The following is a 25,628-nucleotide window of genomic DNA, read 5'->3' as shown; positions in this document are numbered from 1 at the left end:
TCGTTGATGCGCGCCCAGCATCCTTCGACATGAGAACGCTCGATAGTCTCGATCGGTAGGTTAAGGATCCACTAACAGTGTCGAGACGCTGCTTGGCGTCGCTGTGATTTTTCATGTCGTCCTGAAATACACCTGCTATGGCAAGTACACCTATGCTATCGGCGTCAACCCGTAAACCGCTCGCGTCTCGGTTACCAACGTGCGTCGTCATTTGGTGATGGTCTATGTCATCTCGAAGCTGTGATAGTCGACCAGTACCGACAGCGCAAGCTGGCCTGACCGCTCGAGCATTCTCTCGTGGAGCTTGCCCCGCCTGGTGCGGGGTTTTTTTATGTGCCGTTTTTTCCACCGCCATGACGCGCTACGCTCTGCTTGAATCCACGCAACGGGAATGCCATGAGGATTCATGCACGCGAAGTGATTGGCCTGGTGCTGATCGTGGTGGGTATCGGCTTCGAAAAGCAGTGGTGGGCGATACCGCGGGAATGGAACCCTTGGCAGCCATTGCGGGTTGCCGACCCGATCACTCCGGTCACGCAGTGGAAGCTGCAGCGCCTGGAAGACAATCCGGAGGCCTGTCTTGCTGCGCTACAGACAACGCCGGGGGAGTCGTTGGTCTACACGCCGCTGGCGCCTCATACGCCCGTCGAGGGCTGTCCGCTGGAGAACGTGGTGCGGATACAGCGAAGCGCGGTCACGTTCAACCGCAGTTTCGTGGCCAGCTGTCCGCTGGCGCTGACCTGGGCGCTCTACGAACGGCATCGTCTGCAACCGCTGGCCCGCGACGTGTTCAGGCAGCCGGTGACAGGCGTCGAGCATTACGGCAGCTTCGCCTGCCGCAACATTTATCACCGAGCCAATGCCCGGCGCAGCGAACATGCGACTGCGGATGCGCTGGATGTCGCGGCCTTTCGGCTGGAAAGCGGACGCCGAATAGAGCTGCTTAGTGACTGGGACGATGAAGGGGAGGCGGGCGAGTTCCTGCATCAGGCCCAAGAGGATGCCTGCGGCCTGTTCGGTACCGTACTCGGTCCAGACTACAACGCCGCGCATGCCAATCACTTTCATCTTGGCGTGCGCGGCGTCAGTATTTGCCGTTGAAACGGGTCTAGTCGGTGAGGGACAGCTCGTTGAGGTTGAGCGTGTCCTCCTCGGTCAAGGCTCCGCCCGCTGCGCCTACGGCAGCGCCGATGGCTGTGCCTGTCAATAGGCCAGTATCGGTGACGGCTGCCGTTCCGGCACCGACAGCAGCACCGATACCCGCACCACTGGTTGCGCGTTCGGTAGTCGATGTGCCACAGGCAGTCACGCCCATGCCCAAGAGTACGATAAGGGCTCCCTGCTGCAATGCTTTCATGGTGGCCTCCTTTCCCTGAATTGGCTGCAACACACTGAACATAGAAAAGAGGCAGCGTGGCAGCCAAGCGCAGCGAAACGATATCAGGCCTTGGGTTGTTGCTGGGTAATGCAGTGGATGTTGCCACCGCCGAGCAGAATTTCTCGGGCATCGACGCCGATCACGCGGCGTCCTGGAAACAACCCCTCGAGAATGGCCTTGGCCTCGTCGTCATGCGTCGGGTCGAGGCGTGGCATAACCACTACCGTGTTGCCGATATAGAAGTTGACGTAGGAGCCGGCCATGCGATCGCCGGGCTGGCGCGGGCGTGAGCTGCTCAAGCGATCGACGCCGCTGGCCTCGGCCTCGGCAATGGTCAACGGGCCTGGCATCGGCAGCTTGTGCACGGTAAACCGGCGTCCCCGAGCGTCGGTGGACGACTCGAGGACCTCCAGGGCCTCTCGGGAGATGGCGTGTTGCGGGTCGCTTTCGTCGTCGGTCCAGGTCAGGACCACTTCACCGGGGGCGACGAAGCAGCACAGGTTGTCGATGTGGCCGTCGGTCTCGTCCTGATGGCAGCCGCGCGGAATCCAGATCACCTTGGTCACGCCCAGGAAGTCGCCGAGCAGTTTCTCCAGGTCGGCCTTGGTCATGTTCGGATTGCGGTTGGGATTGAGCAGGCACTCCTCGGTCGTGATCAGGGTGCCTTTACCGTCCACATGGATCGAGCCGCCTTCCAGCACCAGCGGAGTAAAGAAGCGTTGTACGCCGAGCATCTCGGCGATCTTCAGGCGAATGCGCCGGTCCTTGTCCCACGGGAAATAGAGCCCGCCGCTGAGGCCGCCCCAGGCGTTGAATTCCCAGTCGACCATGGCAAGCCGTCCATCCGGGTGAGTCAGGAACGTGGGGCCGACGTCACGCATCCAGGCATCGTTGCTCGACAGCTCGACGACACGGATGTGATCGGGCAACTGGTGGCGCGCATTCTCGTACTGGTCGTCGTTGACGCCGATGAACACCGTCTCGCTTTCGGCGATGGCCTTGGCCACTTCCACGAAGGTGGCCTGGGCCGGCTTGCCACCGTAGCGCCAGTTATCGGGGCGCTGCGGCCATAGCATCCAGCAGGCATCGTGCGGGGCGAATTCCGCCGGCATGCGAAAGCCAAGCTCGGCGGGGGTGGGAGAGGCGGATGATGTCCCGGTCGTGTTCATTGAAACCTCACAAATGTCCTGCCGTCAGGAATATCAGAGTTGCCAGCGTGGCGGCAATCAGGGAATAGGGTAGCTGGGTCAGCGCATGTGCCATGGGCGTACAGCCGCTACCCTGCGCCGAGAGCACGGTGGAGTCGCCGTAGAAGCATGCGTGACTGCCAAAGGCGCTGGCCGAGATCAGGGCGCCGATGACCAGCGGCATGTCAGCCCCGACGCTTGCCGCCAAGGGCAGCACGATGGGCATGGCTACGGCAAACAGGCCCCAGAACGAGCCCGTGGCGAAGGCCAGGAATGCCATGGTGACGAACACCACCGCTGGCAGCATCTGGGCTGTCATCAGAGGTTCGAGCGTGGTGATGACGTAATGGGTCAGTCCCAGCCCATCGTTGATTTCCTTCAGGGTAAACCCGGCCACCAGCGTGCCCAGGGGCATCAGCATCGACTTGAACCCTTCCAGGGCCGTGTCGAACACGGCATGAAAGCTCATCAGGCGCTGGCTGAAGATGAGCGCCAACGTGACGGCCAGTGCCACGATGACGCCACGCAGGATATCGATATCGAAATACCAGGTGAAAAAGATCAGGGAGGCGATGGGCAGCAGGAAGTTGAGCAGATGGGGACGACGCTGGTTGGTCTCGTCGACTTCCAGGGCGCTTTCTTCGGCGCCGTCGGGCATCGATTGGCCGGCGGCGGCACGTGCCTCGGCACGCTTCATGGGCCCGATGGCGGGAATCCAGCCCATGGCAACCAGGGGCACCACCGCAGCTGCCACCCACGCATAGAACATGTAGGGGATCGACTCGATGTACAGCCCCATGCCGTTGCCGGTAGCGCCATTATCTTCCAGAAGGCCGGCAAAGAATACTGCCCATGTGGAAAACGGAACCAGAATACAGATCGGCGCTGCTGTCGAGTCGACAACGTAAGCCAGCATCTCCCGCGAGACCTTGAAGCGGTCGGTGATCTTCTTCATCGAGGCGCTGATCGCCAGAGCGTTCAGGTAATCGTCGACGAAGATGACCAGCCCGAGTACCCAAGTGGTCAGCAGGCTCTGGCGGCGACCATGGATGCGTCGCGTCATCACATCCCCGAATGTCAGGACGCCACCGGTACGCACCAGCAGGGCGATCAGGCTGCCGAATAGCCCGCAGACCAGCACGATCCAGGTGACGATATCGTTGCCGAGTACGCTGAGCAGGGTATCCGAGAGTTGGGTGACCACACTGCCAGGGTCGAGCATCAGCATGCCGACCAGGGCACCTGTCATGAGGGACTCGATGGTGCGTCGCGTGACGATCGCCATCAGCAGCACGATCAGGGTAGGAAAAAGGCTCCAGGGGCCAAACGTATCCATTCGCTGTCTCGCTTGTTGTTGTCAGTGGTGCGTTGATTGCGACGGGCCGCAGAGAGCCCGTCTGCGGTATCACAGGAAGCCATCGGCCGCGAGCGATCGGGTTGTCGCGCTCAATGCGTCGTCGAGAATCGATACCACTTCGTCGACAACGCCGCGGGTCCAGATCAGCGGGGGCGAGACGATATTGAGGTGACCTACGGGGCGAATGATCAAGCCGCGCTGCTGGGCCTCGAAGGCCACCCGGTCGCCGACCCGCGCTTCCACCGGCAGCAGCGCCTTGGTCGCCTTGTCGGCGACGTTCTCAAGACACATCATGAAGCGACTGCCGCGCACGTCACCCACCGTGGCGTGGTGCGACAGCGACGAGAGACGCTCCTCGAGATAGGGGCCGACGTCGAGGACGTTTTCGCAGATCGCCTCACGTTCCATGATCTCGATGTTCTTGAGCGCCGCTGCGCAACTCACTGGATGACCGGAGTAGGTAAAGCCGGTACTCAGCACGCCACCCGGCCCCTGTGGGGTGGACAGCACCTCGTAAAGCTCGTCGGAAATCAGCGTTGCACCCAGCGGTGCATAGCCTGATGACAGCCCCTTGGCGCAGTTGATGATGTCCGGCTGGGTGTCAAATACCGCCTCGGAAGCGAAGAAATGCCCCAGGCGGCCGAAGCCGGTAACCACTTCATCGGCAATGTAGAGAATCTCGTTGGCGCGGCATACCGCCTGCATCCGCTGGTGATATCTCGGTGGCGCGACCAGTACGCCACCGGCGCCCATGATCGGCTCGGCGATGAACGCGGCGATATTATCCGCCCCGATACGAGCGATCGTGTCCTCGAGTTCCTTGACGAGATGGTCGCAATACTCGCTTTCGCTCATGCCTTCGGGACGGCGATAGCAGTTGGCCTCGCTCAGGTGCGTGACCAGATGCTCGAGGGTGTCGAAGGCCCAGTTGTTGCTGACGATGCCGGTCAGGGTGGCGGCCAGGTAGGTGGTGCCGTGGTAGGCGTTGGTGCGCGACAGGATGCGTTTCTTGTCCGGCTTGCCGAGGCGGTTGAAGTAGTAATGCACCAGGCGGATGGTGGCGTCATTGGCCGCCGAGCCACCGCAACTGTAGAACACATGGTTGAGGTGCGCGGGGGCCAGCTCGGCGAGTTTGGCGGCCAGTTCCGCCGCCGGCGCGTTGGAGAGGTTGTTGAAGGTCGAGAAGTAGGCCATTCGTGTGGCCTGCTCGGCCATCGCCTCACCGATCTCGCGCCGGCCATGGCCGACATTGACGCACCACAACCCGGCGATGCCGTCGATGAAGCGCTTGCCGTGGGCGTCCTGAACGTGAATGCCCTGGCTGTCGGTGATCAGGTCGCAGCCCCGTTCATGGAAGACGCTGAAGTCGGTGAATGGATGGATGAAATGGTCCTTGTCCTTCTGCCACAGCGCTCGGATATCGGGTGTGTCCGAAGTCGCTTTCGAGGAGAGGTGGGCGGAAGTCCGCATGTCGATGGTCTCTTGTTATCGTGGGTGTCGGGCTGGCCAGCCGGTTCATGGTCGAGCCTAACGACGACCCCGCGCGCCGTGACATATCCCGATTGGGGTATATCGGTGCGATTCCTTTCCTCCCTATCGTCTTCACATCCATCAACGACACGGGAGACAAGGCGCATGCACCTCGACATCGATGCCGAGCGGCTGTGGGATTCGCTCATGACCATGGCCGAGATCGGCCCCACTCCCAACGGCGGCAGTTGCCGCCTGGCGCTGACCGAGGAGGACGCCGCCGGTCGCCGCCTGCTGATCGACTGGTGCGAGGCGCTCGGTTGCACGTGGCGGGTCGACCGGGTCGGCAACCTGTTCATCCGCCGCGCCGGACGTCGCGACGACCTCGATCCGGTGGCCACCGGCAGCCACCTCGACACCCAGCCGCAGGGCGGACGCTTCGACGGTATCCTCGGCGTGTTGGCCGGACTCGAGGTGTTCCGTACCCTCGACGACCATGGCGTGGTGACCGAGCGTCCGCTGGAACTGGTGGTATGGACCAACGAGGAGGGCAGTCGCTTCGCACCGGCGATGGTCGCTTCGGGCACTTACGCCGGCGAGTTCAGCATCGCCTCGACCCTGGCACGTACCGACAGGGATGGCGTGACGTTCGACGAGGCATTGCAGGCGTGTGGGTTCGCTGGAGACCTGGCAGTCGGCGAGCCGCGTCTCGACAGCTTCTTCGAGCTGCATATCGAGCAGGGCCCGGTGCTGGAGGCGGTCGGCGAGAGCATCGGTGTGGTGGCCGGCGTGCAGGGTATGCGCTGGTACGACGTGACCTTCACGGGGCAGACGGCGCATGCCGGGCCTACTCCGATGCGCCTGCGTCGCGATGCCCTGGCCGCTGCTGCGCGGCTCATCGACCGCCTTCAGAGCCACGCCCTGGCGGACGAGAGCGGGCACACCAAGGTGACCTTCGGCTGCCTGGAGATCGCCCAGGGCTCGCGTAACGTCGTGCCTGGTGAGGTGTGCCTGAGCGTCGACCTGCGTCACGTCGACGAGATCGTACTCGACGCCCTGGAGCAACGCTTCGAGCGGGAGCTGGCGGATTGCAGCGCGGCCTTCGGCGTCATGGTGAGCCATGAACGAGTCTGGGCCTCGCCTGTCGTTCACTTCGATGCCGAGTGCATCGACACCGTGGAATCAGCGGCCCGACAGCGCGGCCTGAGTTACCGGCGCATGCTCAGCGGCGCCGGCCATGACTCGGTCTATGTCTCGCGCGTTGCCCCCACGGCGATGATCTTCGTGCCCTGTCGAGATGGCATCAGCCATAACGAGGCCGAATACGCCTCGCCCGAACACTGCGCGCAGGGCTGCCAGGTGCTGGGCGATACCCTGCTTCAGCGTGCCGGGGTGGCGACGTCGGACTGACGGCGCGAGACCAGCGAGACGTGATCGAGAAATAGTCGGAACAGTTGCGACTGGCTAGACACGTCGAGCCGCTGATAGAGGTGCTTGCGATGCACCTTGACGGTGCCGTCGCTGATGCCTAGTTCGCGGGCGGCCGATTTGGTCGAGTGGCCGGCGAGCAGCAGCCGGACGATCTCCTGCTCGCGCGTGGTCAACAGGCCCTGGCCGAAGCTGGCAAACGCCGCCTCCACCGGCTCTTGCGCCTCCAGGCTGGCCTGGAACTGGCTGCCCTGCCAGTGCCAGTATTCGCCGAGCAGGGCCTCCATGACCGGGGCGACATGACGCAATGCCTGGAAGTGGCGACGGGTCAACCGTGCGCCGTCACGCCGAAACCCCAGCGACACGACCAGCACAACATCCGGGGCGACCCGGGTGAACAGCCCGACCTCGTCGCCAAGGCCCAGCGCGCGATAGTAGTGGTGGTAATAATCGCTGGCCTCGAAGCGGTCCGGGGCAAGTTCGTGCAAGCGATGCGCGCCACTGTCGAGGCCGCGCTGCACCGCCGCGAAAAAAGGGTCGAGCAGGTAGGCTTCGCTCAGGTAACGCTCGATCCACACGGGACGCAGGGGGGCAGGGCAGTCGTCATGGATGAGCAGGGGGCGATGGCGTCCCTTGTAGGTATTGACCAGTATCGAGTCGAAGGCGATCCGCTCGCGCAGGCTCTGTTCGAGCAAGCCGGGAAAGGCTGGGGTACCGGCGTTGCGGATGAGCCGGGCCAGGCATAGGTGCCAGTCGAGACTGGCGGGCTGAGCGAGCAGATCGAGGGTCATGGAAATGCTATGCAAGCTGGGGATAGCCGAGACTACCATCTTTTGCTGTTAGCATGGCTGGTCGTGGCGCCAGCGCCTGAACTAGTCTGAAGCGGATATCACCCATCGACACAGGAGAAATCGATGAAGCTAACCGTTCAAGGTATCAAGGACCAGCAGCCGATTCCCGAGACGTTCGCCTTCGGGGTGCCCGGCGATGGCGAGCCGATGACGTTGGGCCCCAATCGAAATCCCGCGCTGACCTGGTCAGACGTGCCCGACAAGACCCGTAGCTTTGCCGTTGTCGTGGTCGACCCGGACGTGCCCGGCGACCCCAGTGACGTCAATCAACAAGACAAGACACTGCCGTCCAGTATGGCGCGTGTCGATTTCTTCCATTGGGTGGTGGTCGATATTCCCGGCGAGACCCGGGCGATCGGCGAGGGCGAGGACTCCGACGGTGTCACACCCAAGGGCAAGGCGCCGGGACAGACGTCCATTGGCTTGCGGGGTATCAACACCTTTACCGATTTCCTGGCCAGCGACCCCGACATGGGCGGCACCTACGGCGGCTATGACGGCCCCTGTCCGCCCTGGAACGATGAACGGGTTCATCACTACCATTTCACTGTCTATGCCCTGGATACCGAATCGCTGGGACTGGCTGGCGAATTCACCGGCGACGAAGCCCTGAAGGCTATGGAAGGGCATATTCTCGACCAGGCAACGGTGACGGGCACGTATACGCTGAATGCCGACCTTCGCCAGTAACTGCCGGTGAGTGAATGCGACACGGCCGTCCCCGGAGGGTCGTGTCGGCAGACGAAGAGGTGACTTCATGGCCGAGCTGCAACGATTCATCATCGATGTTCGCAATGAGAACCAGGAGAGCGACTCGGTCGTTATCCGCCTGGAGCGAGATACGGACAGGTACACTGCCCAGGGCGAACATGGCGGGGCATTGATGGCGCAATGCGAAGGACATACCGCCGTGGAGGCGTTGACTTCCTGCCTGCAGCAGGTGGGCGTCGTCGACGACACGCGGCGTATCGTCGGCTTGCGCCAGGAAGGCGATTCTCTGGTCAGCGAAGCCGAGTTCGACAAGAGCTGTCGGGACGTCGGCATTACCGTTTCCGATTAGCAGCGAATGGCCAAAACAAACCGCCAACAGGGCGTACCTGTTGGCGGTGCCAGGGAAACTCCGTTTTCCTGATTTACTCTTCCTTGAGTCAGCAGTCAGGCCATCTTAGCGATTGCCACCACCGCTGTGCTGGCCTCCTTTCTTACCGGCTTCCGAGGCCTTCTTCGGATCGTTGGCGAAGTTACCGCCACTGTGCTGGCCACCTTTCTGGCCGGCTTCAGACGCTTTCTCCGGATCGTTGGCAAAGTTGCCACTGCTCTGCTGGCCGCCCTTGTGGCCGGCTTCAGAGGCACGCTCCGGATCGTTCTTGAAGTTGCCGCCACTTTGCTGGCCACCCTTGTGGCCGGCTTCGGAAGCGCGTTGCGGATCATTGGCGAAGTTGCCGCCGCTCTGCTGACCACCCTTGTGGCCGGCTTCGGACGCCTTCTGGGGGTCATTGGCGAAGTTGCCACCGCTGTGCTGACCGCCTTTCTGGCCAGCTTCGGAAGCTTTCTTGCGGTCTTCGGCAAAGTTACCAGAACCACCACGATGTTCTGCCATGACTAACACCTCCTTCGTCCATCAATGGAATACGTAACAATTCCGTCTATTACGCTCAACGGTACTGACTTTTCACTTGCCGACTTGGCTAGGCCAATTGCGTCGGGGCCGTTGATCAGCGCCGTTATTGGGAAACGTAGGTTCGCTAATGAGGTTATGCAAGGCTAAACGGCAAGCGATTTCATTTCTTTTCATTGATTAATAAAAGCTAACGAATTTGCAGGCTAATGAGATGTATAAAGTGATAAATACGTTGTTTTATAAGTTATTGTTTTTGAATTGCTCTATTAGAATGATTTGGGGTTTTTTCGCTTCGTTCACGTTACGTTTTTGCTGCAATAATGCTGGTGTTCATGGGGGTTATGTTCCTGAAGGGACAATAAGTTACCAAGGCTTATCTCTTGCATGGATTAATCCATGTTTATCGTTCCTGCACGTTTGAATACGCTATACCCCATGATTCATGCGCATGAAGCCCTGCACCATTTGCGAGCGTCGTGACACTCAGTCTCAAGCAATCTTGCTCGTAGCGCTCACATGAAGCGCCGCGTCATGGCTCGTCAGGCGGTCTCGACCGGTTTGGGTGGTGGCAATGGGTCGAATTGGGTGGCACGTCTAACGCAGTAGGGTCAGCCAGGCATTGGCTGTTCCCAGCACGCGTTCACGGCAGGCTTGCCACTTGGGGCGCCTTGCCCAGGTCACCGGATCGATCTCGTGGCTCCGTGCAAGGTTGTCTTCGAACAATTGGCGCACTTCCCGGGCGAAGCGAGTACTGATGACTTCCTGGTTGGCTTCCAGGTTCCAGCGCAGGCTCCAGTGGTCGAAGTTGCAGGAACCGATCGTGCTCCAGTCGTCGGCCAGACAGAACTTGGCATGGGTGAAGGTCGGCTGGTATTCGTAGATTCGTACACCGGCACGCAACAGGCGTCGATAGAAGTGCTGACCGGTATAGCGCACGCTGGGGTGATCATGACGAGGGCCGGCAACCAGCAGCCTGACGTCGACACCGCGCCGGGCCGCAGCCATCAGGCGTCGGCGCAGGCTGAACGTGGGGAGGAAGTAAGGCGTGTACAGCCACACGCGTTGCTGGGCCGCGCTGATCCGGCGTTGCAACGAAAAGCGGATTTCCTGATATCGACGGCCTTCGCCGTGCACCACCCGGCCGAGCATGCCGGAAGCGTCGTTTCCTGATTCGCCAGAGCCTGTCGGCCTGTTTACAGGCAAGGGACGTGGGTGACGGTACTGCATCGCCGCCGACCACGCTCGGGAAACCGACCACGCCCGGGAAAATAGCGCCGCCCAGTCCTCGACGACGGGACCCTCGGCCTTAATGGCGATGTCGTACCAGTCATAGAGGAACTTGTCAGTGATGCAGAAACCGCCGGTAAATGCGACGCGATGATCGATCAGCAACAGCTTGCGATGATCTCGCGCCAAGCTCTTCGACAGGCGCCCTGGCGTTACGGGATTGAACAGGCGCAGCGCAGCACCGGCATCTATCAGGCGCTGGCGATCGCGATGCGTGAATCCCTTGGTCCCATAGGTATCGAGCAGAAGATAGACAGGCACGCCGCGTCGGGCGGCCTTGGCCAGCGCGTCCACGAACAGGTCGGCGTGATGGCCGGATTCCATCAGGTACTGTTCGAAGAGAATCGAATGCCTGGCACTCTCGATGGCCGAAAGCATGGCCGGAACATAGTTTTCGGCGGCTGGCAGGAGTTCGAAACGATTGCCTTGTGTCCACTCGTCATGCATGGCTGCGGTTGGGCCCTCCCTGGCCTTTCGCGGAGCGTTGTTGACCATCCTTGGCCAAGTCAGGTAATTACCTTAAGCGCTCAGGACAGGCTGTGCCAGGGTGGCCGAGTGGCTTGGCAGCTCATTGTGTCGCGGTATCCAGCGGAATATGCGCCGCAAAGACCTGTTTCCAGAGCTCGCGGTTACACCACTGCGATGCGGGATCGTACTGGGTACGCAAGCGGACGACGACCGAGCGTGTCACCTTGGCGCCGTGTTCTTCCTTCATCGCAGCCAACACCTGTTGCAACCCTGTGCCGGTTTCAGGTGTGAGTGCCTGGCCCTGAAACTCGGTCCAGATACGCCGGCACAAGCCGTTGATGCGGTTTTCCTGCATCTTGTGAGCCGCCAGGCCGCCGCGACGCGCGTCATGAGGCTGCCGTGTCGACGGGAGGGACGCTGCGGCCTGGGTTGCCGTTTGCTGGGCCTCGCGGTCGATGGCGGCCCGGGCACGAGAGGCGTGCTTGAAGAGCAGCGCCGATAGCGGCATGGCTCCCAGGATCCGCTCGCATTCGTCGGCGACGTTGCACCACCAGTCGTACAGGCCGGGGTCGCTGGCCAGTTTTTCCACGATACGCTTGTGGTCGATCTGGAACCGGGCGGCTGCATGTTCGGTCATCAACAGGGGAATGCCCAGTCGATCGCGAATGGTACGCAGCCGGAAGTTGGCGGGATTGCCGTCCTCGCTGGTCCGACCTTCGGCAAGGGCGTCGAGGAAGTCCGCGACACGCCGGTAATCGCCGGGACGGTGCGGCTGTCCGGTGCTGACGCCCTTGCAGGCGCAGGAAGCGTTCTCGTCGACCCCGGCCAAGGCCTGAGGCACGACACGGCAGGTCCGGAAGAAGGTCTGGCAGACCTGCTGCGCCAGGTAGTCGAGCAACTCATTATCCACGTCGAACGGTGGACCGCCAAAGGCCTGGCGTAGCTGGTTTGCGGTGACGCAATCAGGATTGTGCGACATGGCTGCGATGCCCTCCATGGCAAACGAAACATGCTGATACATAGCGTAACATAGTTCACCTTGGAGGGTGGGGTATGCCTATACTTTTGTCGCAAGGAGGCAACAGGAGAAGATAAGACATCGGGTTCCCGGCGCGCTTGGCGGTTGTTATCATGTATGGATGAACAGTATTCGTAATCGCCGATGATAGCAAACTCGCGTGACGATCCTCTTTATTATCTGAAGAACTTCCAGGCGGTACTGAGCTGGGTCAACGAACGCTACCATGACCTGCTCACTGCCGAGGAACGGGAGTTCATCGAGACCTTTCCCAGCCTGCCCGAACCGGCACGGGCATTGCTGGTGCGCATGATCATGCGCAAGGGCACCCTGTTTCGAGCCAGCAAGCTGAACTACGCCGAGATCGGCGATAGCCGCGCGGCCGCTGAGCCATTGCTGGCTGCCGGCTGGGTGGAGGCCGATGCCGAGCTCGCTTTCGGGGAGCTCTGTGGGCTGTTGACCAAGGCGGAAATCGTCGCTGCCTTTCGTCACCATCAGCCTGAAGCTGGCCTGCGCAAGCCCGAACTTGTCGAGCGGCTACAGGCGGAGGCAGGAGAGCCACGCGGTTTCACGCAGTGGTGTCCACACAGTGATGATCAGGTCTATATGCTACGCTTCATGGCAATTTGCGACTGCCTGCGCCTGATGTTCTTCGGCAACCTGCGCCAGGACTGGTCCGAATTCGTGCTGGCCGACCTGGGGGTCTACCGGTACGAGCAGGTGGCGTTCAGCCCCGAGTCGCGGGCCTTTCGCTGCCGCGACGACATCGAGGCCTATCTTCATCTCCATGCCTGTCGCGAGCGCTTCGAGGCCGACGAACCGATAGCCAATATCCTGGCCGTGCTGCCCGGGGCTTATGACAACCGATGGCTGGAATCGCGGCGCGCCAAGCTGCTGTTCCGCCTGGGCCAGGCCTGTGAGCGTCAGGGCGAGCTGGCCCAGGCGCAGTGCATCTATGCCGATTGCACACATCCCGGGGCACGTGTGCGGCATCTGCGCGTACTGGAGCGTCGCGAGCGATTCGAGGAAGCCCTGGCGCTGGCGCGTGAGGCCGAGCTTGCGCCGGAGAGCGCGGCCGAGGCGCAGCATCTCGAACGCCTGATGCCCCGCCTGCACCGCAAGCTGGGGCTCCCCCGCCCGACGCGCCGTCCTGCGACAGACGTCCAACGCATCGACCTGGCGCTGGATCGCCATGCCTGCCGTGCCCCGGTGGAACTCGCGGCACGCGATGCCCTGCACGATGCCTCTGCTCCAGTGCATTATGTCGAGAACACCCTGATCACCGCGCTGTTCGGGCTGCTGTGCTGGGAGGCAATCTTCGCACCGCTACCCGGGGCTTTTTTCCATCCGTTTCACAGCGGGCCCGTGGATCTGTTGCGTGCCGATTTCACGACGCGGCGCCAGGCGCTATTCGATGCCTGCCTGGGCAAGCTCGACGGGGCGGGATATCGCGACACGATCCTGGCCAATTACCAGGCCAAGCGGGGTATCGTGTCTCCCTTCGTGCATTGGGAAGCGCTCGACGACACGTTGCTCGAGCGGGCGCTGGCCTGTTTCCCGCCCGCGCATCTGCGACTGTGGTTCGAACGTCTGCTCGAGGATATCGCTGCCAACCGCGCCGGAATGCCGGACCTGATCCAATTCTGGCCGGAGGAAAGTCGTTACCGAATGATCGAAGTGAAGGGCCCGGGCGACCGCCTGCAGGACAACCAGAAGCGCTGGCTGGAATTCTGTGCCCGTCACGCCATGCCGGTCGCGGTCTGCTATGTGCAATGGCGGGATCATGGTTGAAGGCTACAGCGTGGCGGTGCGCACCTTGTGCGAATTCACGGCCAAGGCGGGCGATCTCGACCTGCGTTTCACGCCGTCGCCATCTGCTCTGGAGGGCATGGCGGGCCATGCCGTGGTGGCCTCGCGACGGAGCGCGGATTACGAGCGGGAAATCGCCCTGAGTGAAGAAGTCGGCCAGCTACGCGTGCGTGGCCGGGCCGACGGTTACGATCCCGGGCGCAACCAGCTCGAGGAGGTCAAGACCTTCCGTGGCGACCTCGAACGCATGCCGGCCAACCACCGTGCATTGCACTGGGCCCAGGCCAAGGTCTACGGGGCGCTGTTGTGCCGTGAGCGCAAGCTGTCGGAAATTCGCCTGGCACTGGTCTACTTTGATGTCGTCACGCAGCGCGAGCATCTCCTCAGTGAATTGCATGAGGCTGATTCGCTGGAGGTGTTTTTCCTCGACCAGTGCCAGCGCTTTCTGGCCTGGGCCGGGCAGGAGCGAGAGCACCGTCAGGCCCGGGATGAGGCCCTCGGCGAGTTGCGCTTTCCGTACCCGACCTTTCGCAGTGGCCAGCGAGTACTGGCCGAGACGGTCTACAAGGCCGCCAGCACCGGACGCTGCCTGATGGCCCAGGCGCCCACCGGCATCGGCAAGACCTTGGGTACGCTGTTCCCGCTGCTCAAGGCCATGCCCGGTCAAGGGCTCGATCGGGTGTTCTTTCTGGCGGCCAAGACACCGGGACGTCAACTGGCCCTGCAGGGGCTGAGTACCCTGACTGCTCCCCAGCCGGACCAAACAGGCGTGCCGCTGCGTGTCCTGGAGCTGACCGCCCGTGACAAGGCCTGCGAACACCCGGACAAGGCCTGCCACGGCGACTCCTGCCCGTTGGCCAGCGGCTTCTACGATCGCCTGCCCGAGGCACGCCAGGCGGCGATCGAGTGCGGTACACTCGATCGGACGGAACTGCGCGATGTGGCGCTGGCTCACGGCATCTGTCCGTACTATCTGGGCCAGGAGATGGCGCGCTGGAGCGATGTCGTCATCGGCGACTACCACTACTATTTCGACGTCCATGCCATGCTCTACGCATTGACCGTCGCCAACCAGTGGCGGGTCGGTGTGCTGGTGGACGAAGCGCACAACCTGGTGGAGCGTGCGCGGGGCATGTACACCGCGCAACTCGACCAGGCCGCGGTCAAGGCGGTCAGCCGGGAGGCTCCGTCGGCCTTGAACAAGGCGCTGACCCGGGTTGATCGCCAATGGCGCGTCCTGAATGGCGAGCAGGCGGGACAGGATGCCGACGCAACCCCATCCCGTGACAACGGCTATCGAGTGCTGGCGGAACCGCCCACCAAGCTGCTCACGGCGTTGCAGCAGGCCGTTGCCGCGATCACCGACTATCTTGCAGAACAGCCCGACGGGCTCGATGGTGCATTGCAGACGTTCTACTTCGAGGCAATGCAGCTCTGCCGGATCGCCGAGACCTTCGGCAGTCACTCGCTGTGCGATCTTTCCCTGCGTTCAGGGCGGCGTGGCAGTCGCCTGTCGACGCTGTGCCTGCGCAACGTCGTGCCGGCCGGGTTCCTGGCGCCTCGCTTCGAGGCGAGCCACTCCAGCGTGCTGTTCTCGGCCACATTCAGCCCGGAACTCTACTACCGTGACCTGCTGGGCCTGCCGGCGCAGAGCGTGTGGATGGAAACCCCATCACCCTTTTCCAGCGAGCAGGTGACGCTGAAAATCATCGACCACGTGTCGACGCGCTACGCCGACCGGGCCACCTCGCTCGAGCCGATTACCGAACTCATCGCCCGGCAGTACACGGCGCTGCCCGGCAATTACCTGGTCTTTCTCAGCAGTTTCGAGTATCTCGATCAGGTCGCCGAGCGTTTCCAGGCCCGCTATCCCGAGATCCCCTGCTGGCAGCAGGCGCGGCGCATGGACGAAGCGGCACGCCAGGGCTTTCTCGAGCGCTTCACCGCGCAGGGGCAGGGGATCGGTTTTGCCGTGCTCGGCGGAGCGTTCGGCGAAGGGATCGACCTGCCCGGCGACCGTCTGATCGGTGCGTTCATTGCCACGCTGGGGCTGCCCCAGCTCAACCCCGTCAATGAGCAGTTCCGCCAGCGCCTGGCCGCGCAGTTCGGGGCCGGCTACGAGTACGCCTACCTCTATCCTGGCCTGCAGAAGGTGATCCAGGCGGCGGGGCGGGTGATACGCACCGAGCAGGACCGTGGCGTGATCACGCTGATCGACGACCGCTTCGCGCAGCCGCGAATCCGTCGGCTGTTGCCTGGTTGGTGGTCGGCCGTACCTTCGTCACGGTAGAACACTGGCGCTGACGCCACACCCCAGCCATGCTTCGGAGACCTTGGGCTGTCATTCGAGGCTGCCCTGCTGCGATGACCATCAATTAATAGAAAAGGACCGGCAACGCCTGCCGGGTTACGCAGAGATGAACTCGGAAGACAAAGCGCTGCGGCGCATCGGCCTGGGCATGATGCTGGTGTTCTGGCTACTGCTCATGGCCTTGGGCGTGTGGTGGTTCGAGCGCCTGATCGAAACGCGCCAGTACCCCAATGCCAACATGGCCACCACCACTGGCGAGGCTAACCTGCCAATCACCCTGCAGCGCAATGCCTCGGGCCATTTCGTGGCGCCTGGCCATATCAACGGCGAGCCGGTCAGGTTCCTGCTGGATACCGGGGCGAGCCTGGTGGCAGTGCCCGGTAACCTGGCCGAGCGCCTGGGGCTCGAACCAGGCGCCAGCGCCGACTTCTTCACCGCCAACGGCCGCGCCCGCGGTTACCTGACCATGCTCGATCAGGTCGGGCTGGGTGGGGTGAACGCCCACGACGTGCGAGGCTCGATCAACCCGGGAATGCATGGCGACACCGTATTGCTGGGGATGAGCTTCCTGCACCGCTTCGACATCCAGATTCGGGGCACGCAGATGACACTGAGCCCAGCGCAGCCATTGTAATAACCTTCAGCACTTATATTTCCAGCCACAGCCCGTCATAGGCCAGGCGTGTGGTACTCGGCAACGGCAGGTTGCCTTGCATGGCCAACTCATCCACCTCATGACTGAGATGCGTCAGCCAGGCCTCGGCGGGGTCCAGGCGTTCGATGATGGCCAGTGCCTGGGGCACCGTATTGTGGTTGCCGGGCGCGGCGCCAGGAGGCAACGTGGCGTCCAGGATGACCACGTCCGGTTGCCAGGAAAGCAGGAACCGGTTGGTTTCGACCGGCAATTCCTGGGTATCGGTGAGATACGCCAAGCGTCGTGAGTCACCTTCCATACAGTAGCCTATGGTGGGAAGGCTGTGATTGAGCGGTACGGGAACCACTGCCAGCCCATCGTCGAACTGGAGCAACTGGAAGGGCTCGAGACCGGCCTGGAACTCGAGCAGGCCAGGCTTGGCGAACAGGTCATCGAATCCCTTGCTGGTGCGCGGGCCATGGACAGGAATGGCAGGGCCCTTGCCCCAGCGCAGGCGCATCAGCGCCTGCGCATGGTCGGCATGGTAATGCGTCATCAGGAACGCTGCCGGACGCTGGAACTCGCAAGTTTCCACAAGATCCTGGCGTCCGGCATCGATCAGGTACCGCTGGCCTGCCACATGAATCTCGGCACCACAGGGGGCCCGGCGATGCTCGGGGCGCGACCGGGCCCGCTCACAGGCGGGACACCGGCATCCAAAGCAGGGAACCTGAGCGCTGTTTCCGGTGCCTGTCAAACGAAACTTCATGGCTGACTGTCCTTGATGCAGTACCGGATCAAGAGCCCGCCTGCGGTAAGAGTTCGACCTTGATCCAGCCGTTCTCACGGCGGTCGAACGCCTCGAAGGCGCTCAAGGCATCAGGCATCTTCTGGCTCTGGGTCAGTAGCTTGGCCGGATCGATCTTGCCTGCCAGGGTCAGCTCGATCAGCTTGGGAATGTACTTGCGATGCGGGCAGTTGCCCATGCGCATCGTCAGGTTACGGTTCATCGCCATGCCGATCGGGAAGGCCCGGAAGTCGGGCGGATAGACGCCGATGATCGACAGGGTGCCGGCCTTGGCCAGGCCTTCTACGGCCCATTGCAGCGCCTGGCTCGGTCCGTCGCCGGGCTGCCACAGGTCGCCTGAGGGATTGGCCTGGGGCGCGTTGTCCCGGGATTCCTGCTCCTGGGCCTGGCTCTGTTCTTCCTGAGCCGCGGCGCCATGGTGGGCATGCTGTGCATCGACGCCAACGGCATCGATGGCGCGGTCCGCGCCGATGCCGCCAGTCAGGCGTTGCAGGGTCTCGACCGGATTCTCGCGCTCGAAATTGATGGTCTCGGCACCCAGCTCGCGGGCCTTGGCGAGACGATCTTCCTTTCCGTCGATGGCGAACACGCGCCCGGCACCGAGCAGTTTGGCACTGGCGACCGCAAACAGGCCGACCGGGCCACAGCCGTACACGGCGACGGTATCCCCGTCGGAAATCTCGGCTTCCACGGCACCGAAGTAAGCGGTGGGAAAGATGTCCGACATGGCGATGGCCTGATCATCGCTGATGGCGTCGGGCAACTTGACCAATCCCACGTTGGCGAACGGGATGCGCGCCTTTTCCGCCTGCAATCCATGGAAGGGGCCGGTGGGCTTGGGGCCGCCGTAGAAGGATGTGCCAGCCTGCTTGCCGTTGGGGTTGGCGACATCGCACTGGGAAAAGTAGCCGGCCCGGCAGTAGCTGCAGGTGCCACAGGCGATGGTAGAGGGAATCACCACCCGGTCGCCGATGTTCAGGTTGCGGACGTCATCGCCTACAGCCTCGACGATGCCGACCCCTTCATGGCCGAGGATGGTACCTTCCTGCATGTCCGAAAAGGTACCGCGAATGAAGTGCAGGTCGGTCCCGCAGATGGCGGACGCCGTGAGACGCACGATAGCGTCGGTAGGTTCCTCGATTTTCGGCTCGGGAACGTCGTCGAGCCGAATGTCACCGATTCCATGGTAGACGATGGCCTTCATGCTGATTCCTCCTGAATCGCTGATATGAAACTGAAGCCCCGGCAAACCATTGCCGGGGCTGTGCGGCATGTCACGGTGGGCTCAGTTGCGATTGTCCTGACCGCTCCAGAATCCCTGGAACCGCTGGAAGTCGAAAGGTGACAACTGGCTTCTCTCCTGATCCGAATAGGGCACCTCGAACGTGCTGTCGCCAGGGGCCCAGCCGGACTCGTAGCCATAGAAGGGATAGGCCATGGGACCACCGCGACCGACGACGCCGGAGGGCACCACAATGACCGCCAGCAATTGCCCATCCTTGGCGAACACGGCATTGTTGACGTAACCGTAAGCGGCGCCATTGCTCAGGTTGGAGTAATCATTGATCAGGTCGGTCAGCTTCCAGGTGCGCTGTCCGGTGTCGGCATCGTCCTCGATGATGGCCTTCTTCTGGAAGGCCTGCTTCTTGACCACCGAGTTCTCGCCGTAAAGCTGATACTGCTCGAGGTTGTCTTCGTTGATGGGCAGATGCACACCGTTGCGGGTGAAGCGTGCCTGCTCCCAAGGCACGATCACATGGGTATCGCCCATGTCCCAGAAGCCCCCGACCTCGGCGATCAGGGCGATGATCTTGTTCTGCTCGTTGAGCACGGCATTGCTGATGTCGCCGATATCCTCGCCATTCTGGCCGAGCACATCCTGATCGAGCAGGTTCTCGCCGAGGAATTGGCCCTGTTCGTAGACCGCATTCTGGTCCCATTGACCCAGCGGTTTTACCTGAAGCCCTTGAGTGGCCCGCTGCTGAGACTGCTGCTGACCTTGCTGGTCCTGATTCTGGCTGCGCCAATCGGCGTTGTGCTGCGCCTGAACCTGGGACATGGCCAGTGCCGATGCGATAGCCAGTGCCAGTGCGCTGGTAGCGTTGCGATATGTCATGTCAGTCACCTCCTTTTCACTGCCATGTAGTTACACCGTAGTCAGAAATGTCGCCTCCACCGGCACCTAGTCGTGTCATCTTGTTGAGCTCGGAAACAATGCCTTTCCCAATGTCAGCTTTGGTGTTTCAGGCGCGCTCTTGCGTCCGGAATTGTTGATTTTCGTCGGTTTATGCTAAGCATGAGAGGCACATACAAGGCGGTAACTTCCACGCAAAGGAGTCTGGCGAATGGATATCGAAGTCGGCGGCATTCTGGGGTTGATCTGGCTCATCATCATTATCTGGGCCATCGTCAAGGTGGCGAAGAGTTCGGCCAGCGGGCTGGCCAAGGTGCTGTGGATTCTCGCCCTGCTGATCTTTCCGTTGATCGGCTTCATTGTCTGGCTGATCTTCGGCCCCAAGGGATAGCAACCCTACGTCCAGGGTGTAACCTGGCATTCCGTGTAACTCGGTATACCCCCGTCAAGGATGGCGGGGGTATTTTCTATCGCGCTTGACCTTGTCGGGCAGCGCTGTTATAGCCCAGGCGTCGGAGTGGGGCATGGCCAGCGTCTAAGTTATTGAGATTATTAGCCAGTTAATAAGTTACTGAAGGTAACAGCAAAGTCGGGCAGATCGCTTTACAGAACAGGAGGGCTTTTCTAAGTTGCCTGTGAATGCAGCGAAAAGGAGGTTGTATGCATTTCCAACGTAATGTTTCTCTCATCGCACTTGCCGTATCTGCAGCCATGGGTGTGTCTCAGGCTCAGGCACAGAACGACAGCAACCAATCGCAGTCCAGCGCTCAAGGGCAGAATCAGCCGATCGTGGCGCTTAGCGACTGGAACTACGATGAGCTTTATCAGCAAGGCGGCGTTACTGCGGATAACCTGATGGATACCGAGGTGTTCGGCGAGTCCGGCGAAGAAATCGGCAGTGTCGAGAACGTGCTGATCACCGAGCAAAACCAGATTGCTGCAATCATTGCTCAAGTGGGTGGCTTCTGGGATATCGGTGACACCCACGTACTGGTGCCTTGGGAAGAAGTGCAATTGACCGATGACGGTGTACAGATTCCTATCAATGAGGACAACGCCGACGAATACGGCCTGTTCGATTCTGAATACATCACCAAGCAGGATCTCTCCCAGACCCAGCAGGTCGATGACGATATCGCTACCGGCAATCGCGTCTGGAAGCTGACCGAACTGCTGGATGACTATGCCAGCGTGGGTGAAGGTGTCGGCTATGGTTACGTCGACAACGTGCTGTTCAACAAGGACGGTAAGATCCAGGCAGTGGTGGTCGAGTCCGATAGTGCTTATGGCGGTGGTCCCTATGCCTATCCCTTCTATGGTTACGGCCATGGCTGGGCGCCGGGCTACACGACCTATTCGTTGCCCTATGAGGAAAACGAAATCGGCAATATGGATGCCTTTGATTACGAGCAGTACAACGGTCTGTGGGATAACTGATACGGCTAACGTAATAGTTTGCACCATAAGCATCATGACAAGGGAGGGGCGAAAGCTCCTCCCTTTTTCGTGGTTTGGGCTGACCACTTATGTTGCTCCATCGGTTTCTCTACAATCAGGATTTCTCAAGACAGCAGGCCTCGTCGCGTATGCTCGAATTTCTTCAAGGGTTGGCCTACGGGTTGTTTCTCTCCTGCCTGCCCTGGTTTGTCATTGGCATGGTCAGCCCGCGCCATGCCATCCCCACCGAGTTTCCCTCACGCCTGCAGGTCGTGGTGCGTTACTGGCTGGTGGTGCCGTTCATTGCACTCCTGCTGTGGCTGACCTCGCTGTGGGGCGGGTTCGGCCCGTCGCTGTGGGGCTGGTTGGCGGGGCTGGTGGCGGTCGCCGTCGAACTCCCCGTCGAGAGCCGGCTGCGGCGCTGGTGGAAGGGCGTCAAGCAGCGCCGGCGTGCATCGCGCATGGCCGCCGAGACGGCACGGCGCCAGGCGGAGGAACAGCGCAAGGCCCAGGAAGCGGGGCAGGTGACGCTCGATCCGGCAAACCCTCCGGCGGATGCCGACCAGGTCGTGCTGGCCCTGTGCCGCGCCAAGCAGCAACTGCTGGACGCCCACCGTCCGGATATCGCCGTGCAGGCCGATCGGCTCTATAGCCGCTACTCCCGCGTCCAGGAAGTCCTGCAGGCACGCTTCGACAGCAGTGAACTGGCCTATGAGCGCTCGCGCACCCTGATCGGTGAAGTGTGCTACGGCGCGGTGGACAACCTGACGACCATGGCATCGCAAGCCAGCAGCGTGGCCGGTGTCGACAGTGACTATGCCCGGCATCGGCTGGCCAGGGGCATTCCGCTGGCAGAGGAAGAGCGCACTGCGCTAGAGCGACGCCTGGCCCTGGTCGAGGAAACCGAACGTCACCTGAGCGATCTAAGTGCCCGTAACGAGAAGGCATTGACCGCCTTGGACAATACCGCCGTCGCCATGGCACGCATCGATACCGGGCGGCCCCAGGCGTCGGTCGATACCGATCAGGCGCTCTATGACCTGCAGCGTTTCGTCGAGCGGGCAGGGCGCTATGGGCGCAATGCGTGAGGCCGTTGGCCTGCACCGAATCAAGACATCGGCAACAGGGGAGCGAACCGATGAGTGATGCGCGGCAACACCGCCCCGACCAACCGCTGGCCCTGCCGCCGGTCGAGCAGATCGAGCAGCAACTGGACCACGATCCAGACACCGGCCCCGATGAGGCCGCCGAACTGGCGGCCCGGGCCGATGCCTTCGTCGACGAGTTGCTGGCCCAGGAGGGTGCCGGGGCCTCGGCGGAAGCGCAACGGCGCGCCGTGGACGAGATGGGCGCCGAAGTGCAGCGCAAGGCTGCCCACCAGAGCGAGATGCTCAAGACCCCCATGCGCAAGCTCGCTCATCAGGGTGACGAGGGTGGCCCGGTCGCCCAGGCACTGACCAACCTGCGCGGGCGCATGCAGGACCTCGATCCCAACCGGCATTCACTGTCGCGGGGCGGGTTCGACCGCGTGCTGGCGCGCATTCCCGGCGTCGGCAGCAGTCTTCAGCGCTATTTCCGCAAGTATGAGAGCGCCCAGCAGGCCCTGGATGCAATTATCCAGGAACTCGAGGGTGGACGTGACATGTTGCGTCGGGACAACCTGACGCTCAGCGACGATCAGGACGCCCTGCGCGATACCCTGGAGCAGTTGCACCACCAGATCGAACTGGGGCGCATGATCGACGAGCGCCTGACATGGCGCAGCGAGGTACTCGACGCTAATGATCCGCAGCGCGCCTTCATCGAGGAGGAGCTGCTGTTTCCGCTGCGCCAGCGTATCGTCGATCTCCAGCAGCAACTGACCGTCAGCCAGCAGGGCGTGCTGGCGCTCGAGGTGGTCATCCGCAACAATCGCGAGCTGATCCGCGGTGTCGACCGGGCCATCAACGTGACCGTCTCGGCGCTGTCGGTGGCGGTGACGGTGGCCTTGGCCCTGGCCAACCAGCGGCTGGTACTCGATCGAGTCGAGGCCATCAATACCGCGACCTCCGACATGATCGCCGGCACTGCCAAGGCGCTGCGCGGACAGGGCGTGGACATCCAGAACCGCTCGTCCTCGGCGATGCTCGACATGCAGAAACTCGAGCAGGCCTTTCAGGACGTGCTGGCGGCCATCGACGATGTGTCCCGCTATCGTCGTGAAGCTCTGCCCAAGCTGGATGCCCAGATCGATCGCCTGGATACCCTGGCACGGCGTGGCGACGAGGCCATCGATCGGCTGGACAAGGGTAACGACGCGCAGACGCAGGGTGCCGTATAAAGCGTTATTTCAATTAGGATTACTCTGAGTTAAGCGGCAGGATGCCTGACGACACAAGGCAAAGCGATAGAAGGAATGCGGAGGTCATGACTCAGAAAACGGACACCGATACCGTCAAGGAAGCCTCCAAGACGGTACAGCTCGCTTCAGACCAGACCGTGCTGGCCAGCGAGCGTACCTATGCATCGTGGCTGCGTACCGGTTGCGCTGCACTGATTGCCGGGCTTGCGGTCATGCGTTTCATGGCCGACGTGCTCAACGACTGGGAAACCCGGATCATCACCTTTCTGCTGATCGCGTTCAGCATCTTCTGCTTCTTGATCGCCACCTGGCGGCTCCGCCAGTTGCAGAAGTGGCTGCCGCGCTCGGAAATTCCGCACTTGCCATTCCCGATGAGCGCTGGACTGAGCGCCATGCTGACGATGGCGTCGCTGTTCGCCCTGCTGGCCCTTTGGCAGATGAACGGGCAGTGAAAGCGCCCCGGCCCATGCCGCAAGGCATGACCAGGGCGTACCTGGTTACTTGGGCGGCTCGACGTGGCCGCCGAAGCCGAAGCGCATCGCCGACAGCAGGCGGTCGGCATAGGTGTTTTCCTGGCGCGAGCGAAAACGCGCGAACAGCGCGCTAGCCAGCACCGGGGTCGGCACGCCCTGCTCGACGGCAGCGTCGATGGTCCAGCGGCCCTCACCACTGTCGGCCACCGCGCCGGTATAATTGTCCAGTCGCGCATCGCCAGCCAGTGCCTGGGCGGTCAAATCCAGCAGCCATGACGAGACGACGCTGCCGCGCCGCCAGACTTCGGCGATATCGGCCAGGTTGAGATCGAAACGCTCGTCTTCCGGCAGGTCGGGCGACGACTTGGTCTTCATCAGGTCGAAGCCTTCGGCATAGGCCTGCATCAGGCCGTACTCGATGCCGTTGTGGATCATCTTGACGTAATGCCCTGCGCCCACCGGGCCGGCGTGAATATAGCCCTGCTCGGCGCGGTCATCGGGGGCGTTGCGGCCGCGCGTGCGCTCGAGATCGCCGTAGCCGGGTGCCAAGGACTTGAGCAGCGGCTCGAGGCGCTCGAAGGTTTCGTTTTCGGCGCCCACCATCATGCAGTAGCCACGCTCCAGCCCCCACACGCCGCCGGAGGTACCGACATCGGCGTAGTGCATTCCCTTCTCGCGCAGCGCCTTGGCGCGCCGAATATCGTCCTTGTAGAAGGTATTGCCGCCGTCGATGATGATGTCGTCCGCCTCCATCAGCTCGCCCAGGGCGGCGATGGTGTCCTCGGTCGGGGCGCCGGCGGGCAGCATCACCCACACGGCACGCGGCGGAGCAAGGCTTGCCACCATCGCTTCGAGACTTGTGGCGTGAGTGGCACCGTCGTCGGTTAGCGCGACGGCCGTCTCGTGGCTGCGGTCGTAGGCGACGACCTCGTGACCGTCACGCATTAAGCGGCGAGCGATATTGCCCCCCATGCGACCGAGTCCGATGATACCGAGTTGCATGCTTTAATCCTTTGCTGATTCGTGGCACTAAGGCTAGCGTCGGCAGGTAGCTTTTACTATGACCGACGGCCAATTTGAGCGTGCCGAGGTTATCGGGCCATGCACTGTACAACGCCATCCTGGCTGCGGTGGCGTTGATCTATGCGACTTGCGAATGAGCTAAACTTTTCATTTCACTATGCGGGCATGGATACTTAAATAAGTGGCTTGGCTGGACCTGATCTGGCTAACTCTAATATCTTGAGATCATCGTCAAGGCCACCAAAAGTGTGGCAAGTACGCTTGCCAAGGTGGTCCGGATCACCGGGCTGCCGATGTTCTCTCTGGCTAGGCTGGTTGCTTGGTTATGGTTCGAGAGCAACAGGGGGAACGATTCACCAAGGAGGGAAATATGGATAGTCTGTTCGGTAGTTTGGGTAATGTCTTTGGTGGTCTGCTGAGTCTGATCTGGCTGATCATCGTTATCTGGGCCATTGTCAAAGTGGCGAAAAGCGGCGCCAGTACCTTGGCCAAGGTTATCTGGGTACTCGTGCTCATTTTCTTCCCGTTGATAGGCCTTATTGCGTGGTTATTGTTCGGGCCTAAGGGATAGCGAGTTCTTCGATAAGACGAAG

At 61.7% G+C, this 25,628-nt stretch carries 25 protein-coding genes; 13 read left to right on the top strand and 12 right to left on the bottom strand.

Annotated elements, in window-relative coordinates; genetic code table 11:
* Positions 1 to 396: 396 nt before the first annotated feature.
* On the top strand, positions 397 to 1,101 hold the full coding sequence (locus BM194_RS03235) for an extensin-like domain-containing protein (protein ID WP_092843578.1): 705 nt from the start codon (positions 397 to 399) through the stop codon (positions 1,099 to 1,101).
* A 7-nt stretch (positions 1,102 to 1,108) separates the two neighbouring features.
* On the opposite strand, the gene BM194_RS03230 is transcribed toward BM194_RS03235, so the two are convergent.
* The 4 genes from BM194_RS03230 to BM194_RS03215 all read right to left on the bottom strand — a co-directional run bounded on the left by BM194_RS03230 (position 1,109) and on the right by BM194_RS03215 (position 5,392).
* The gene (locus tag BM194_RS03230) at positions 1,109 to 1,357 is read right to left on the bottom strand and encodes a hypothetical protein (RefSeq protein ID WP_092843576.1); all 249 of its coding nucleotides are present in this window, start codon (positions 1,355 to 1,357) and stop codon (positions 1,109 to 1,111) included.
* A gap of 83 nt (positions 1,358 to 1,440) precedes the next feature.
* Positions 1,441 to 2,547 carry an agmatine deiminase gene (aguA, locus tag BM194_RS03225; RefSeq protein WP_092843574.1) on the bottom strand — a complete coding sequence of 369 codons (1,107 nt, stop codon included), beginning with the start codon at positions 2,545 to 2,547 and terminating at the stop codon, positions 1,441 to 1,443.
* Between the two features lie 7 nt (positions 2,548 to 2,554).
* Positions 2,555 to 3,901: a Na+/H+ antiporter NhaC family protein gene (locus BM194_RS03220; RefSeq protein ID WP_092843572.1), complete on the bottom strand. Its 1,347-nt coding sequence runs from the start codon at positions 3,899 to 3,901 to the stop codon at positions 2,555 to 2,557.
* A gap of 69 nt (positions 3,902 to 3,970) precedes the next feature.
* Entirely contained in the window at positions 3,971 to 5,392 is a 1,422-nt protein-coding gene (locus BM194_RS03215) for an aminotransferase (RefSeq protein WP_092843570.1), read from the bottom strand.
* A 165-nt stretch (positions 5,393 to 5,557) separates the two neighbouring features.
* Here BM194_RS03215 and BM194_RS03210 point away from each other — a divergent pair, with 165 nt between their 5' ends.
* On the top strand, positions 5,558 to 6,802 hold the full coding sequence (locus tag BM194_RS03210) for a M20 family metallo-hydrolase (RefSeq protein WP_092843568.1): 1,245 nt from the start codon (positions 5,558 to 5,560) through the stop codon (positions 6,800 to 6,802).
* Here the strand turns inward: BM194_RS03210 and BM194_RS03205 are convergent.
* The gene (locus BM194_RS03205) at positions 6,772 to 7,611 is read right to left on the bottom strand and encodes a helix-turn-helix transcriptional regulator (RefSeq protein ID WP_092843566.1); all 840 of its coding nucleotides are present in this window, start codon (positions 7,609 to 7,611) and stop codon (positions 6,772 to 6,774) included. The genes BM194_RS03210 and BM194_RS03205 overlap by 31 nt on opposite strands.
* Positions 7,612 to 7,734: 123 nt before the next feature.
* On the opposite strand from BM194_RS03205, the gene BM194_RS03200 reads away from it, so the two are divergent.
* Complete coding sequence (locus BM194_RS03200; RefSeq protein WP_092843564.1) at positions 7,735 to 8,361, top strand: YbhB/YbcL family Raf kinase inhibitor-like protein; 627 nt, start codon at positions 7,735 to 7,737, stop codon at positions 8,359 to 8,361.
* A 67-nt stretch (positions 8,362 to 8,428) separates the two neighbouring features.
* Positions 8,429 to 8,731 (top strand): hypothetical protein, encoded by a 303-nt coding sequence (locus BM194_RS03195; protein ID WP_092843562.1) that lies wholly within the window; start codon positions 8,429 to 8,431, stop codon positions 8,729 to 8,731.
* 105 nt (positions 8,732 to 8,836) lie between these two features.
* Here BM194_RS03195 and BM194_RS21190 read toward each other — a convergent pair whose 3' ends face one another.
* From BM194_RS21190 to BM194_RS03180, 3 genes are all read right to left on the bottom strand, one after another.
* A complete protein-coding gene (locus tag BM194_RS21190; RefSeq protein WP_092843560.1) occupies positions 8,837 to 9,271 on the bottom strand; it encodes a con-10 family general stress protein in 435 nt (144 codons plus the stop codon).
* A 615-nt stretch (positions 9,272 to 9,886) separates the two neighbouring features.
* On the bottom strand, positions 9,887 to 11,026 hold the full coding sequence (locus BM194_RS03185) for a phospholipase D-like domain-containing protein (RefSeq protein ID WP_092843558.1): 1,140 nt from the start codon (positions 11,024 to 11,026) through the stop codon (positions 9,887 to 9,889).
* Between the two features lie 121 nt (positions 11,027 to 11,147).
* Positions 11,148 to 12,026 carry a hypothetical protein gene (locus tag BM194_RS03180; protein WP_143097563.1) on the bottom strand — a complete coding sequence of 293 codons (879 nt, stop codon included), beginning with the start codon at positions 12,024 to 12,026 and terminating at the stop codon, positions 11,148 to 11,150.
* A 183-nt stretch (positions 12,027 to 12,209) separates the two neighbouring features.
* Here BM194_RS03180 and BM194_RS03175 point away from each other — a divergent pair, with 183 nt between their 5' ends.
* The 3 genes from BM194_RS03175 (at position 12,210) to BM194_RS03165 (ending at position 16,819) form a co-directional block, all read left to right on the top strand.
* A complete protein-coding gene (locus BM194_RS03175) occupies positions 12,210 to 13,856 on the top strand; it encodes a VRR-NUC domain-containing protein (protein WP_092843554.1) in 1,647 nt (548 codons plus the stop codon).
* Positions 13,849 to 16,164 carry an ATP-dependent DNA helicase gene (locus BM194_RS03170; RefSeq protein ID WP_218155349.1) on the top strand — a complete coding sequence of 772 codons (2,316 nt, stop codon included), beginning with the start codon at positions 13,849 to 13,851 and terminating at the stop codon, positions 16,162 to 16,164. Before BM194_RS03175 ends, BM194_RS03170 begins: the two co-directional genes overlap by 8 nt.
* Positions 16,165 to 16,291: 127 nt before the next feature.
* On the top strand, positions 16,292 to 16,819 hold the full coding sequence (locus tag BM194_RS03165) for a retropepsin-like aspartic protease family protein (protein WP_092843550.1): 528 nt from the start codon (positions 16,292 to 16,294) through the stop codon (positions 16,817 to 16,819).
* A gap of 13 nt (positions 16,820 to 16,832) precedes the next feature.
* Here BM194_RS03165 and phnP read toward each other — a convergent pair whose 3' ends face one another.
* From phnP to BM194_RS03150, 3 genes are all read right to left on the bottom strand, one after another.
* Positions 16,833 to 17,588: a phosphonate metabolism protein PhnP gene (gene phnP, locus BM194_RS03160; protein WP_092843548.1), complete on the bottom strand. Its 756-nt coding sequence runs from the start codon at positions 17,586 to 17,588 to the stop codon at positions 16,833 to 16,835.
* A 28-nt stretch (positions 17,589 to 17,616) separates the two neighbouring features.
* The gene (locus tag BM194_RS03155) at positions 17,617 to 18,831 is read right to left on the bottom strand and encodes a zinc-dependent alcohol dehydrogenase (protein WP_092843546.1); all 1,215 of its coding nucleotides are present in this window, start codon (positions 18,829 to 18,831) and stop codon (positions 17,617 to 17,619) included.
* An 81-nt stretch (positions 18,832 to 18,912) separates the two neighbouring features.
* Entirely contained in the window at positions 18,913 to 19,743 is an 831-nt protein-coding gene (locus tag BM194_RS03150) for a PRC-barrel domain-containing protein (protein ID WP_092843544.1), read from the bottom strand.
* A 229-nt stretch (positions 19,744 to 19,972) separates the two neighbouring features.
* On the opposite strand from BM194_RS03150, the gene BM194_RS03145 reads away from it, so the two are divergent.
* From BM194_RS03145 to BM194_RS03125, 5 genes are all read left to right on the top strand, one after another.
* Positions 19,973 to 20,152, top strand: coding sequence for a PLDc N-terminal domain-containing protein (locus BM194_RS03145; RefSeq protein ID WP_092843542.1), 180 nt, complete (start codon positions 19,973 to 19,975; stop codon positions 20,150 to 20,152).
* 269 nt (positions 20,153 to 20,421) lie between these two features.
* Complete coding sequence (locus BM194_RS03140) at positions 20,422 to 21,198, top strand: PRC-barrel domain-containing protein (RefSeq protein ID WP_244890861.1); 777 nt, start codon at positions 20,422 to 20,424, stop codon at positions 21,196 to 21,198.
* Positions 21,199 to 21,347: 149 nt separating this feature from the next.
* Positions 21,348 to 22,286, top strand: coding sequence for a mitotic spindle assembly checkpoint protein MAD1 (locus BM194_RS03135; RefSeq protein WP_092843540.1), 939 nt, complete (start codon positions 21,348 to 21,350; stop codon positions 22,284 to 22,286).
* A gap of 50 nt (positions 22,287 to 22,336) precedes the next feature.
* Complete coding sequence (locus tag BM194_RS03130; RefSeq protein WP_092843538.1) at positions 22,337 to 23,518, top strand: toxic anion resistance protein; 1,182 nt, start codon at positions 22,337 to 22,339, stop codon at positions 23,516 to 23,518.
* Positions 23,519 to 23,604: 86 nt separating this feature from the next.
* The gene (locus tag BM194_RS03125) at positions 23,605 to 23,991 is read left to right on the top strand and encodes a YidH family protein (RefSeq protein WP_092843536.1); all 387 of its coding nucleotides are present in this window, start codon (positions 23,605 to 23,607) and stop codon (positions 23,989 to 23,991) included.
* A 45-nt stretch (positions 23,992 to 24,036) separates the two neighbouring features.
* Here BM194_RS03125 and gnd read toward each other — a convergent pair whose 3' ends face one another.
* Positions 24,037 to 25,014 carry a phosphogluconate dehydrogenase (NAD(+)-dependent, decarboxylating) gene (gene gnd / locus BM194_RS03120; protein ID WP_092843534.1) on the bottom strand — a complete coding sequence of 326 codons (978 nt, stop codon included), beginning with the start codon at positions 25,012 to 25,014 and terminating at the stop codon, positions 24,037 to 24,039.
* 412 nt (positions 25,015 to 25,426) lie between these two features.
* Between gnd and BM194_RS03115 the strand changes: the two genes are divergently transcribed.
* Positions 25,427 to 25,606 (top strand): PLDc N-terminal domain-containing protein, encoded by a 180-nt coding sequence (locus tag BM194_RS03115; RefSeq protein ID WP_218155352.1) that lies wholly within the window; start codon positions 25,427 to 25,429, stop codon positions 25,604 to 25,606.
* The last annotated feature ends 22 nt before the right edge of the window (positions 25,607 to 25,628 follow it).

Source organism: Modicisalibacter xianhensis, from assembly GCF_900113605.1.
Taxonomy (GTDB): Bacteria; Pseudomonadota; Gammaproteobacteria; order Pseudomonadales; family Halomonadaceae; genus Modicisalibacter; species Modicisalibacter xianhensis.
The sequence above is the reverse complement of the archived record's forward strand: the minus strand, read 5'-3'. Positions and strand labels throughout refer to the sequence as shown.